This is a genomic window from Polaromonas sp. YR568 (assembly GCF_900116715.1).
Lineage (GTDB): Bacteria > Pseudomonadota > Gammaproteobacteria > Burkholderiales > Burkholderiaceae_C > Polaromonas.
The window spans coordinates 179,345-190,862 of sequence record NZ_FPBM01000002.1 but is presented as its reverse complement, the minus strand read 5'-3'; the positions used below and the strand labels follow the sequence as shown (position 1 = coordinate 190,862).

The window sequence follows — 11,518 nt, the reverse complement described above, 5'->3', positions numbered from 1 at the left end:
GGGTGGCGCAGTTTCTCCTGCGCTGCGCCGGCTGGCGGGCGGACTTTGAGGGCCTGCCCACGCTTCAGGGTGTTTTGCTGGTCTACCCCCACACGTCCAACTGGGACTTTGTGGTGGGTGTGCTCCTGAAGTGGTCTTTGGGCGTGCCCCTGCAGTTCTGGGGCAAAGACAGCCTGTTCCGCATCCCGGTCTTTGGCGCATGGCTGCGCTGGCTGGGCGGGGTGCCCGTTAGCCGCACCGCGCCGAATGGCGCCGTGGCGCAAATGGTGTCGCTGATCAGGCAAAAGAAGGAGCGTGGCGAGTATTTCTGGCTGGCGCTGTCGCCTGAAGGAACCCGCAAATACACGCCGGGCTGGCGCAGCGGGTTTTACCGTGTGGCGCTGGGGGCGGATGTGCCTGTGGGGCTGGCTGCGCTCGACTATTCGCGCAAGCGCCTGGTTTTGCGCACTTTTGTGCGCCTGACAGGGCGGGAGCCGCAGGACATGGCACGCATTGCGGCTGCCTTCAGCGGCTGCGGCGGTTTTGCGCCGGCCGGCGCGGCGCCGGTGCAATTGCTGGATGCCGGCGTGGGCCGAGCCGATACCATCGTGAATCCGGGTAAATGAGCATGACCGACCTTTCTGTTGTTAAAGATTTTTTGCTGGGGCTGCAGGCGCGCATCACCGATGCGGTTGCCGCTGTTGACGGCCGGCCCTTTGTTGCCGATCACTGGCACAAAGAGCCGGGCGAACCGCTGCAGGGCAGCGGCATCACCATGATTCTTGAGCAAGGCCAGGTGTTTGAGCGCGCCGGTTGCGGGTTTTCGCACGTGCGCGGGCCCAAACTGCCGCCCTCGGCCACGCAGCACCGGCCCGAACTGGCGGGTGCGCCGTTTGAGGCCATGGGTGTTTCGCTGGTGTTTCACCCCCGAAACCCGTATGTGCCGACGGTTCACATGAATGTGCGCATGCTGGCCGCAACACCGGCATCCAGCCCGGATGCGCCTGTTTGCTGGTTTGGCGGCGGCATGGACTTGACGCCTTATTACGGCTTTGAAGAAGACGCCGTGCATTTCCACCAGACCTGCAAGGACGCGCTGGCGCCTTTTGGCGACGACAAATACCCGCGCTTCAAGCAGTGGTGCGACGAGTATTTCTACCTGAAGCACCGGCAGGAGCAGCGCGGCATAGGCGGCGTGTTTTTTGACGACTTCCAGGAACTGGGCCTGGAGCGCAGCTTTGCCATGATGCAGGGCGTGGCGGACTCGTTTTTGACGGCCTACCTGCCCATCGTGGAACGGCGAAAAGAGACGCCGTATGGCGAGGGCGAGCGTGAGTTCCAGCTCTACCGGCGGGGCCGCTATGTGGAATTCAACCTGGTGTGGGACCGCGGCACCCACTTCGGCCTGCAGTCGGGTGGGCGCACGGAGTCCATCCTCATGTCGATGCCGCCGCTGGCGAGCTGGTCTTACCAGCGCGGCGTAGAGCCTGGCAGCGCCGAAGAACGCCTCTATACGGACTTTCTGCCGCGGCGGGACTGGCTGTGAGCGGCAAGCCGTCACCTGGGCGGAAACCCGCCGCACGCATCGGCGTGTTTGGCGGCGCGTTTGACCCGCCGCATAACGCCCATGTGGCGCTGGCCAAAGCGGCCATTGCGCAGTTCAGCCTGGACACGCTGTATGTCGTTCCCACCGGCCATGCCTGGCACAAATCGCAGGCCTTGAGCGCGCCAGCGCATCGCCTGGCCATGGCCAAACTGGCATTTGAGGATATCCCCCACGTTTTCGTGGACGAGCGTGAAGTGCAGCGGCCCGGCCCGACCTTCACAATTGACACACTTTTGGCGCTTCAGGCGGAAAATCCCGCGGCCCAGCTTTACCTCTTTATTGGTGCGGACCAGTTCGCCGCCTTCAGGCAATGGCACCGGTGGCAGGACATTCTGGACATTGCTATAATTTGTATAGCTGCTCGCGCACAATCCACGCTGGCTGGAGGTCAATTTGAGGCCCAGTTTGAAGCCTATGGCAGCCGCAGCGACCGTTTTTCGGTCCTCAATCTCCCCCTGATGCCTGTCAGCGCCACCCAGATACGCCAGTTAACGGCCTCCGGGGCTGCCACTGCGGGGGAAATTACCCAGTTGGTACCTGAAGCGGTTGCGCGTTATATTTCACTGCAACAGCTGTACCGTTCCCATTAATTCACTCCCTTATCGAAGCAAAACACTGCATGACCTCCACCACCGCCAAAACCTCCGCCGCCGCAGATAAAAAGGACGTGCAAAAACTGCAGCGCGCCATCATTGATGGCCTGGAGGACGTCAAGGCGCAGGACATCCAGGTTTTCGACACTGAGCACATCACCTCGCTGTTTGAGCGCGTGATCGTCGCCTCCGGCAGCTCCAACCGCCAAACCAAGGCGCTGGCCGCCAGCGTGCGCGATGCAGTGCGCGACGCCGGCTTTGCCAAGCCGCGCATCGAAGGTGAAGACAACGGGGAGTGGATCATCGTCGACTGTGGCGCCGCTGTGGCGCACATCATGCAGCCCACCATTCGCCAGTATTACCACCTCGAAGAGATTTGGGGCGACAAGCCCATCAAGCTCAAGCTGGGCGCGCCTGCGCCGCTGGTGAAGGCGTCCAAGGCCGAGGCCGAGCCGGAACCCAAAGCCAAAACCTCGCGCGCCGGCGCGAAATCGTCCGCCAAGGCGGGTGCGAAGTCCGCAGCAGGCAAGTCAGCAGCAAAAGCGCCTGCCAAGAAGGCACCGGCCAAGGCGCCCGATTCCAGCTACGTGGGCCGGGTCGGCAAGACCAACGACTGGACCGCCAAACGCAATGCGACCGCAACCGCAGCCGAGCCAGCCGCCAAACCGGCCCGGGCCGGCGCCAAGTCTGCTGCGAAGCCGGTTGTGAAGACGCCCATCATCAAGGTGCCCGCACCCAAAAAGGTCGCCGCTCGCAAGACGGCGGTCAAAACAGCCGCCAAAACCGCGGCCAAGAAACCCGCCGCCAGGAAAACCGCTTCCCGGAGCAAATGAGGCTGACGATCGTAGCCGTCGGCCAGAAGGTGCCCGACTGGGCACAGACGGCTTATGACGACTACGCCAAACGCTTTCCGCCTGAACTCAAGGTAGAGCTCAAGGCCGTCAAGACCGAGCCACGTGCCTCCAAAACCCTGGAGAACCTGCTCTCTGCCGAGCGCGGGCGTATTGAGGCCAGCATTGCCCGCGGCACCCGCGTCGTGGCGCTGGATGAGCGCGGCACCGCCGTCACCACCGTGGCCCTGGCCGAAAGGCTGAAAACCTGGCAGCTGTCGGGTGACGACGTTGCCATCGTGATCGGCGGACCCGACGGGCTGGACGCCGGCTTCAAACAGGCCGCGCATGAGCGCTTGCGTCTTTCAGACCTGACCTTGCCCCATGCCATGGTGCGTGTGCTGCTGATAGAGCAGCTCTACCGTGCCTGGAGCATCACGATCAATCATCCCTATCATCGAGAGTAGCCCGCCCATGGCCGACTTTATTTACCTGGCCTCGCAAAGCCCCAGGCGGCGGCAATTGCTGGAACAACTTGGCGTGAAACACGAGCTGCTGCTGCCGGACGCCGACGAGGATGCCGAGTCGCTGGAGGCGGTGCTAAAGAACGAAGCGCCCACGGCCTACGTTCAGCGCGTCACCGGCCTGAAGCTCGATGCGGCAATCGCCCGCATGAAGCGCCGAAAGCTGCCTCCCGCGCCAATCCTCTGTTCGGACACCACGGTAGCCATGGGACGCACCATTTACGGCAAGCCTGACGACGCGAAAGACGCGGCCCGCATGCTGCAAGAGCTGTCTGGCGGCACGCACCGCGTGCTGACCGCCGTGGCGGTGCAGGCTGGCCGCCGCCGTTTCGAGGCGCTCAGCGACTCGAAGGTGAGTTTTGATGCGCTGACGCCTGCACAGATCCGCAGCTACGTCGCCAGCGGTGAGCCCATGGGCAAGGCCGGTGCTTACGCGGTGCAGGGCAGGGTGGCCATGCACATCAGCCGGATCAACGGCAGCTACAGTGGCATCATGGGGCTCCCGCTGAGGGAAACAGCCCAGCTGCTGCACGCGGCGGGTCTTCGCTTCTAGCCATTGAATAGTCCAAAAAAACATGCAACAAGACATTCTGATCAACTGGTCACCCCAGGAAACCCGGGTCGCCGTGGTCGAGCACGGCGCCATACAGGAGCTTCACGTCGAACGCACCCTGGAGCGGGGCCTGGTCGGCAACGTGTACCTGGGCAAGGTGGCTCGCGTGCTGCCCGGCATGCAGTCGGCCTTTATCGATATAGGCCTGGACCGCGCGGCCTTTTTGCATGTCGCCGACTTGATGAGCAGCATCAACAGCCGCCACGCGGAAACAGACGCCCAGGCTGCCGGCGGCTTGACGGCGCCCGCGATGGCCTCGTTGCAACCGATCGAAAAGCAGTTGTTCGAAGGCCAGGCGGTGATGGTGCAGGTCCTCAAGGACCCGATAGGCACCAAGGGCGCGCGGCTGACGGCGCAGATCAGCATTGCCGGCCGTCTGCTGGTGTTTTTGCCGCAAGACAATCACATTGGCGTTTCGCAAAAAATACCGCCGAGGCAGCGCGAAGAGCTTCGCCAGCGCGTGCAGGCCCTGACGGGCGATATGGGCGGCGGTTTCATTTTGCGGACCAATGGCGAAGACGCCACGGACGCCGAGCTGGCCGAAGACATCACCTACCTGCGCAAGACCTGGGCGCGCATCAAGGATGCGTCGCTGCGCTTGCCGCCGGCCTCGGTGCTGCACCAGGACCTGAACCTGCTGCAGCGGGTGCTGCGCGACCTGGTGGTCGAGGACACGCAAACCATACGCATCGATTCGCGCGAGCAGTTTGAAAAGCTCAGGACTTTTGCGGTGGAATTCATGCCCGCCACCGAAAAGAAACTGCAGCACTACGGCGGCGAGCGGCCGATTTTTGACCTCTTCAGCATTGATGAGGAAATTGCCAAGGCCCTGGGCCGGCGTGTTGACCTCAAATCCGGCGGCTATCTGATCATCGACCAGACCGAAGCGTTGACGACTGTGGACGTCAACACGGGCGGGTTTGTCGGCGCGCGCAATTTCGACGACACAATTTTCAAAACCAATCTGGAGGCCTCGCAAGCCATTGCCCGCCAGCTTCGCCTGCGCAACCTGGGCGGCATTGTGGTCGTTGACTTCATCGACATGATCAAGGAAAACCACCGCGACGCGGTGCTGGCCGAGTTCCAGAAACAGCTGGCGCGCGACCGCATCAAGACCACGGTGAACGGCTTCTCGGCGTTGGGCCTGCTGGAAATGACGCGCAAGCGCACCCGCGAATCGCTGGCCCACCAGCTTTGCGAGCCCTGCAGCGCCTGCATGGGCAAGGGCGTGGTGAAGACCGCGCGCAGTGTCACGTACGACATCCTGCGTGAGATCCTGCGCGAGGCCCGGCAGTTCAACCCGCGTGAGTTCCGGGTGGTGGCGTCGCCGAAGGTGATAGAGCTCTTCCTTGACGAAGAAAGCCAGCACCTGGCCAGCCTTAGCGACTTCATCGGCAAGCCGATCTCCTTGCAGGCGGAAGCCGCCATGGCGCAGGAGCAATACGACATCGTCCTGCTTTGAGTTTTCTTTCTCATGCTGACCCAGAACCGCCAACCCATTCCCATCCTGGTCTATCACCAGATCGCCCTGGCCCCACCCAAAGGCAGCCCGTTTCGCAGTCTTTACGTGGCCCCAAAAGCTTTCGCGCGGCAAATGGCCTGGCTCAAACGCCTGGGCTACACAGGCTTGTCGATGAGCGCTCTGCAACCCTATCTGCAGGGTGAGCGCAGCGGCAAGGTGGTGGGCATTACGTTTGATGACGGTTACCAGAACAATCTGGTGCATGCCCTGCCGGCCCTGGCCCGGAACGGGTTTTCCTCAACCTGCTACGCCGTGAGCGGGCTGCTCGGTAAAACCAATATCTGGGATGAAAACATTGGCATCCCGCAGACGCCGTTGATGGATGAGGGCGAGATCCGGCAATGGGTGGCCGGAGGGCAGGAGATCGGTTCCCACACGCATCGGCACGTCAATTTGCTGGAGACGGACGAGCCGGGCGGCCGCGACGAAATGGCGCTGGGGAAAACCGGGCTGGAGGCTGTGATTGGCCGGCCGGTGGAACACTTCTGCTATCCCTATGGCCACTTCAAGGCCAGGCATGTGGAGCTGGCGCGGGAGTTGGGTTTTGCCACCGCCACCACCACGCAGCGCAGCCGCTGCCATGCGGGGCTGGACATGCTGCAACTGCCGCGCGTGCCGGTGATGCGCTCGACTGTGCTGCCGGTGTTCTGGCTCAAGATCGCCACGGCCTATGAGGACCGGCGGAAAAAATGAGCCTGCCTGATTCCCCGGCCAAGAAACTCCGCGTCGCCGTCTTCAACCGCACTTTTTCGCCGACCGGCGGCGGTGCGGAACGTTATTCCATCGCGCTGGTCGAGCAGCTTTCAGCGCGGCACGAGATGCATGTGTTTGCGCAGGAAATTGACCACCAGTGGCCCGGCGTGACCTATCACAAGGTATCTGCGCCTCTGCGCAAGCCTCGCTGGATCAACCAGCTGTGGTTTGCAACAGCCACCTGGTGGGCAACGCGCCGTGGTTTTGACGTGGTGCATTCTCATGAAAACACCTGGCACGGCGAGGTGCAGACGGTGCATGTGATGCCGGTCAAATACAACCTGTTCCAGGGGCGCCACGGCGCTCGCCGCGTGCTGCGCTGGATCAAGGTGGTGACCAGCCCACGCCTGCTGGCCTACCTGGGCCTGGAGCGCGCCCGTTACGCCGCCCGCCCGGGCCGGCAGGTGGTGGTGACGTCCGAGAGTCTGCGGCCCATCATGGCGGGCAGCTATCCGGACAGCCGGGCTGTCACTTCAGTCGTGACGCCGGGCATCACGATGCCGCCGCCCGTCAGCGCCAGCCGCAAACGCGAGGCGAGGGCGCAGCTGAGATTGCCGGCGGAGGGCACCTGTCTGCTGTTTGTGGGCAACGATTACCGCAAGAAGGGCCTGGAGGCGCTGCTACAGGCTATGGCGCAGCTGCCGGCCGGCGTGATGCTGGCCGTGGTGGGTAATTCGGCCCACATTGCCGAATTCCGGGGGGTGGCCGAGGCGCTCAAGCTGGGTGCGCGGGTGTTTTTCCTGGGGGCGCTCAAGGATGTGGCCCCGGCTTACGAGGCCGCCGACATCCTGGTGCACCCCACGTTTGAAGACACCTTCGCCATGGTGGTGCTGGAAGCCATGGCCCACGGCCTGCCCGTGGTGGTCAGCGGGCCGAAGTACTGCGGTATTTCCGGCCTGCTGCGGCAGGGTGTGAATGCCCTGATGCTGGACGACCCCAGGGATGCGGGCGAGTTGACGCGGGTGCTGGGGGATCTGCTGGGCCGGGCCGGGCTGCGGGAAACCTTGTCAGAAGGCGCCGTGGCCTTTGCCACGCACTACCAGTGGCGGGAAATCGCGCTGCAGCAGGAGACGCTTTACTTCTCGGCCATCGCGGCGAAAGCCGGCAGCGAACGGCGCTGAGGTTTTCGGCCTCCTGGGAGGCTCTACGGGGCCCTCCCCGGGGAAGCGCGGCGTCAGGCCACCAGCTTGAAGTGCTTGCGGCTGAAGTCCAGGCCGGTCAGCGTTTCCACCTGCCGCATGAAGTGGTACTTGTTTTCTTTTGGCGTGGGCTTGTAGGCGGGGTCGATGTTCAGGACCGGCTCGGCCTCGGTGGCCAGCCAGGCCTGCACAGCCTGCGGGTGCGTACCCGTGAAGGGGGCGAGGGCGCGGCGGTCAAACTGGCTGTAAGTGATCTGCGCCGCCGAGGCTTCGCCCCAGTACTTGCTGACCTGGTCCAGCTTTTTCTGCATTTCCTCGTTGCGGCGTATCCAGCCGTAGTGGTAGATATGCGCATTGGCCAGCGCGGCATGCGGGTTGCGCCCGCGCTTGTGCTGGGTGGTCACCAGCCAGTACTGTCCGTCGGGCGCATAGCTGCGGATGGTGTTGCGGATCAGGCGGCATTCGCGCCGGTACCAGCCGGGGCTGATGGAGATCCAGTCGGGCGAGCCGTAAAAATGGTGGTAATCAAAGACCAGCGCCTCGACGGCGGGGTTGTTGTGGTGACGCTCGACACTGGCGCGAATGGCGGCCAGCTCACCTTCATGCACAAGTTCGTCGCCCTCAAGGTAGAAGGCCCAGTCGCCGGTGCACGAATACTGCGCAATCATTTTCTGCTGCGCGTAGACAAAGCCGCGGTCGGCCATGCGCTCGTTCCACAGGGTTTCAATGATGCGGATTTTCGGGTCGCCTATGGCTTTGACACGCTCCAGCGTGTCATCCTCGCCTTTGCCCACGGCCACGACAAATTCATCAACAAGAGGCAGCAGGGACCGGATGGACGCCTCAAAGGGAAAGCCAAGGCCCACGCCGTTGCGAATAAAGGTAAAGCCGCTGATGGAAACTGGCATCGATGACACTTTCGGACTGTCGGGTTCTAGGCTACGCCCTGGGTGCCCAACCGGTAGAGGTGGGCATAAGCGCCGTTATTTTGAAGCAGTTCGGCGTGGCTGCCTTGCTCCACAATGCGGCCGGCATTCATCATGATGATGCGGTCGGCATGCTGGATGGTGGAGAGCCGGTGCGCGATGATCAGCGAAGTGCGGCCCGATGCCAGCCGCTGGATGGCTTCCTGCACGGCTTTTTCCGACTCGGTGTCCAGCGCCGAGGTGGCTTCGTCCAGGATCAGCACCGGCGCATCCTTGTAAAGTGCCCGGGCAATTGCCAGCCGCTGGCGCTGCCCGCCGGACAGCTGCATGGCGTTGTGGCCCAGAACCGTGTCTATGCCTTGCGGCAATTCTTCGAGCAACTGGCCCAGGTTGGCGGCCACCAGGCAGCGGATGACTTTGTCGCGCTCGAAGGACTGGCCCAGCGCAACGTTAAAAGCCATGCTGTTGTTGAACATGACCACATGCTGGCTGACGAAGGCAAATTGCGAACGCAGGGACGCCAGGTCCCATTGCCGCAGCTCGGTTCCGTCCAGGCTGACGCTGCCGGCGGAGAAGTCGACAAAGCGCGGCAGCAGGCTTGCCAGCGTGGTTTTGCCGGATCCTGAAGAGCCGACCAGCGCGACCGTTTCGCCGGCCCGGATCGCCAGGCTGATGTTGTCCAGCGCCGGCGGCGCGTCGGGTTTGTAAACCACGCTCACGCCTGAAAACTCGATGTCGCCGGCTGCCCTTGCCTTGGTAAAGCTTCCACTGCTCTCATCGTCAATCAGATCCACCAGGTCCAGCCCGCGCTCAAGCGCCGCCAGCCCGCGCGTGATGGGCGTTGCGCCGTCGGAAAGGCTTTTGATGGGGGCGATCAGCAACAGCATGGCCGTCACGAAGGCGACGAAGCCGCCCACCGTGGTGGTGTTCTCGGAGCCCTGGAGCAGGGCGATGGAGATCACCGCCGACAAGGCCATGGCGGCCAGCACCTGGGTGATGGCGCTCATGCCCGCATAGGCCACAGTGGACTTGATGGACAGCCTGCGCAGCGTATTGCTCAGGGCCTCAAAGCGCGACGCCTGTCCTTCCTGCGCACCGTGCAGCCGCACATCGCGGTGAGCCAGCACGTTTTCTTCGACGACGTAGGCCAGGTTGTCCGTGGCGACCTGGCTTTCCTTGGTCAGGCGGTAGAGGCGGCGTGTCAGCAGCTGGATCACCAGCGCCACGGCAGGGAAGAGCAGCGAAACGATCAGCATCAGCTTCCAGTTCAGGAAGAGCAGATACGCCACCAGGGCCACCAGGGTGAGGATGTCCCGCGCCAGCTTCATGATCGCGTTGATCATCATCGACGAGCCGTTGAACACCTCGTAGACCACGGTGTTGGCGATCGCGCTGGAGGATTGGTCCGAAAACAGGGAGAGGCGCGAACTCAGCAGCTTGCCGAACATGGCCCGGCGCAGGGACTGCAGGCCCTCGTTGGTCACCTTGGCCAGCGCGTACTGCGCCACAAAACCGGAGATTCCGCGTACGGCAAAAAGCAGGATCAGGGTGACCGGCACCAGCCAGAGGTCCAGCGCGCCTTTTTGAAAGCCCCGGTCCAGCAGGGGCTTGAGGAGCGCGGGCACGAAAGGCTCGGTGGCTGAGGCCACAATCGTCGCGCCGACGGCCAGCGCCCAGCCCATACGCGAGCCGCTGAAATAAGGCCAGACCCGCACGATGCGGCGCCACAGGCCTGGCCTGGCGGGCGGCGGGGGGGTGTCGTTAGATGAGCTCACGTTACGCGTTCGAGAGTGGGTGGACCGGCGGGTTTTGTCAATCCCAACGCCAGCAGCAAGCCGATCAGGATACAGAAGAAGTCCCCGATCAGGCCATCGTAAAGGGTGGAGTTGAACAGGCAGGCGACGGCGAGTGCCAGCACTGCGGATTGCGCTGCACGCGCGTAGGGCACTTCCATTCTCGTGCTGTCACGCAACACAGAAAGCAGGAACGCTGCAAACAGGAGCAAGCCGGGAATGCCGAGTTGTACGCCCCAGTAGAGGTATTCCTGGTGGGGATTGCTGCCGGGGTTGATGGCTTGATGTTTGGGATTTTTAGCGCGCTCCAGCCGGTCGTACTCGGTGCTCCAGCTCCCGACGCCGGCCCCGATAAGAGGTTTTTGGGCAACGACCTGGACAGCTGCCTGCCAGAATGCGATACGGACCCCGGATGAAGTGGTGGAATTCTGGGTTGCCGAATAAGCTTGCACTTCCGTTTTAAGCAGCGTCAATCTCTCCCGCATGGTGGGTGAGCTGAAGAAGAGGGCGACCACCAGCAAAAATGGCAGTACGGCGACGACGATGCGATATTTCCTCGGCAGCTGCCACATGATGGCAAGGGATATCAGCGCGACGCCAACCAACTGACCGCTACGTCCGACAAGTACAAAAAACACATTTGCCAGCGAAACCAGCGCCGCCGTGACCGCGATTTGTGGGCCGAAGCGGCCGGGCGTCAAGCCACGTAAATGCCAGCACAGCGCGGCAAAGACCGCGCTCATGATGCCCTGGTCGAGGTAGCCAGAAAATACCGTGTAGTGTGTCAGGGATGTGCGGGAACTGGCCCAGGGAATGGGCGCGCCGACAAAAAGCAGCCACGAACTGAGCACTGTCACCAACTGAGCGATGGCGAATGCACCCAGGGCATACATGGCTTCACGGCGGTCGCGGATCAGGGCCATCATCACCAGGACGAGGATGAGTTTGCCGTACTTGGCGATGGAGGCCAGGGCAACTTCCTGCGGCGCAACTGTCCAGAGCAGGCTCAGCACGAACGCCAGCAGGGCGACGATCACGGCCGGCATCGTCCATGTTTTTGCCAGTGGGGCACCGTTTTCAGACGGGGTCCGCGAGAAAATCAGCAGCGCCAGGGCGCTACACAGCAAGAGCAGCTTGGCGATGCTGATGATGGCGATTGACAACCCAACGGAGGCAGCGGCCAGGCAGATGATGGCAAGCCGAAAATTGATTGTCTTTGTTCGCAAAATGGTCGTAGGAG

At 62.7% G+C, this 11,518-nt stretch carries 12 protein-coding genes; 9 read left to right on the top strand and 3 right to left on the bottom strand.

Features of this window, described 5'->3' with window-relative positions:
- Positions 1-2 precede the first annotated feature (2 nt).
- Genes BM408_RS05365 through BM408_RS05325 form a run of 9 tightly spaced genes read left to right on the top strand, consistent with a single transcriptional unit; the run spans position 3 to position 7,541 of the window.
- Entirely contained in the window at positions 3-605 is a 603-nt protein-coding gene (locus BM408_RS05365) for a 1-acyl-sn-glycerol-3-phosphate acyltransferase (RefSeq protein WP_175541696.1), read from the top strand.
- Positions 602-1,525, top strand: coding sequence for an oxygen-dependent coproporphyrinogen oxidase (gene hemF / locus BM408_RS05360; protein WP_092127700.1), 924 nt, complete (start codon positions 602-604; stop codon positions 1,523-1,525). Before BM408_RS05365 ends, hemF begins: the two co-directional genes overlap by 4 nt.
- Entirely contained in the window at positions 1,522-2,175 is a 654-nt protein-coding gene (gene nadD / locus BM408_RS05355) for a nicotinate (nicotinamide) nucleotide adenylyltransferase (protein WP_092127698.1), read from the top strand. The genes hemF and nadD overlap by 4 nt, the downstream gene beginning before the upstream one ends.
- A gap of 29 nt (positions 2,176-2,204) precedes the next feature.
- Positions 2,205-3,011 carry a ribosome silencing factor gene (gene rsfS, locus BM408_RS05350; RefSeq protein WP_092127696.1) on the top strand — a complete coding sequence of 269 codons (807 nt, stop codon included), beginning with the start codon at positions 2,205-2,207 and terminating at the stop codon, positions 3,009-3,011.
- Positions 3,008-3,475 carry a 23S rRNA (pseudouridine(1915)-N(3))-methyltransferase RlmH gene (gene rlmH, locus BM408_RS05345; protein ID WP_092127694.1) on the top strand — a complete coding sequence of 156 codons (468 nt, stop codon included), beginning with the start codon at positions 3,008-3,010 and terminating at the stop codon, positions 3,473-3,475. The genes rsfS and rlmH overlap by 4 nt, the downstream gene beginning before the upstream one ends.
- 7 nt (positions 3,476-3,482) lie before the next feature.
- Positions 3,483-4,085, top strand: coding sequence for a Maf family protein (locus tag BM408_RS05340; RefSeq protein ID WP_092127692.1), 603 nt, complete (start codon positions 3,483-3,485; stop codon positions 4,083-4,085).
- 22 nt (positions 4,086-4,107) lie between these two features.
- On the top strand, positions 4,108-5,607 hold the full coding sequence (rng, locus tag BM408_RS05335) for a ribonuclease G (RefSeq protein ID WP_092127690.1): 1,500 nt from the start codon (positions 4,108-4,110) through the stop codon (positions 5,605-5,607).
- A gap of 12 nt (positions 5,608-5,619) precedes the next feature.
- Entirely contained in the window at positions 5,620-6,360 is a 741-nt protein-coding gene (locus BM408_RS05330; protein WP_092127688.1) for a polysaccharide deacetylase family protein, read from the top strand.
- Positions 6,357-7,541 carry a glycosyltransferase family 4 protein gene (locus tag BM408_RS05325; protein WP_092127686.1) on the top strand — a complete coding sequence of 395 codons (1,185 nt, stop codon included), beginning with the start codon at positions 6,357-6,359 and terminating at the stop codon, positions 7,539-7,541. The genes BM408_RS05330 and BM408_RS05325 overlap by 4 nt, the downstream gene beginning before the upstream one ends.
- Positions 7,542-7,594: 53 nt before the next feature.
- On the opposite strand, the gene BM408_RS05320 is transcribed toward BM408_RS05325, so the two are convergent.
- From BM408_RS05320 to BM408_RS05310, 3 genes are read right to left on the bottom strand one after another with little or no spacing between them, the layout of a single operon-like run.
- On the bottom strand, positions 7,595-8,467 hold the full coding sequence (locus BM408_RS05320; RefSeq protein WP_092127684.1) for a glycosyltransferase family protein: 873 nt from the start codon (positions 8,465-8,467) through the stop codon (positions 7,595-7,597).
- A 26-nt stretch (positions 8,468-8,493) separates the two neighbouring features.
- On the bottom strand, positions 8,494-10,260 hold the full coding sequence (msbA, locus tag BM408_RS05315; RefSeq protein WP_092127682.1) for a lipid A export permease/ATP-binding protein MsbA: 1,767 nt from the start codon (positions 10,258-10,260) through the stop codon (positions 8,494-8,496).
- Positions 10,257-11,441, bottom strand: coding sequence for an O-antigen ligase family protein (locus BM408_RS05310; RefSeq protein WP_254774713.1), 1,185 nt, complete (start codon positions 11,439-11,441; stop codon positions 10,257-10,259). The genes msbA and BM408_RS05310 overlap by 4 nt, the downstream gene beginning before the upstream one ends.
- Between the last annotated feature and the right edge of the window lie 77 nt (positions 11,442-11,518).

Excerpts from the sequence above, each read along its gene's own strand:
- hemF (WP_092127700.1), top strand. The coding sequence starts at position 602 with ATGAGCATGACCGACCTTTCTGTTGTTAAAGATTTTTTGCTGGGGCTG.
- rsfS (WP_092127696.1), top strand. The coding sequence starts at position 2,205 with ATGACCTCCACCACCGCCAAAACCTCCGCCGCCGCAGATAAAAAGGAC.
- rlmH (WP_092127694.1), top strand. The coding sequence starts at position 3,008 with ATGAGGCTGACGATCGTAGCCGTCGGCCAGAAGGTGCCCGACTGGGCA.
- BM408_RS05340 (WP_092127692.1), top strand. The coding sequence starts at position 3,483 with ATGGCCGACTTTATTTACCTGGCCTCGCAAAGCCCCAGGCGGCGGCAA.
- rng (WP_092127690.1), top strand. The coding sequence starts at position 4,108 with ATGCAACAAGACATTCTGATCAACTGGTCACCCCAGGAAACCCGGGTC.
- BM408_RS05330 (WP_092127688.1), top strand. The coding sequence starts at position 5,620 with ATGCTGACCCAGAACCGCCAACCCATTCCCATCCTGGTCTATCACCAG.
- BM408_RS05325 (WP_092127686.1), top strand. The coding sequence starts at position 6,357 with ATGAGCCTGCCTGATTCCCCGGCCAAGAAACTCCGCGTCGCCGTCTTC.
- BM408_RS05320 (WP_092127684.1), bottom strand. The coding sequence starts at position 8,467 with ATGCCAGTTTCCATCAGCGGCTTTACCTTTATTCGCAACGGCGTGGGC.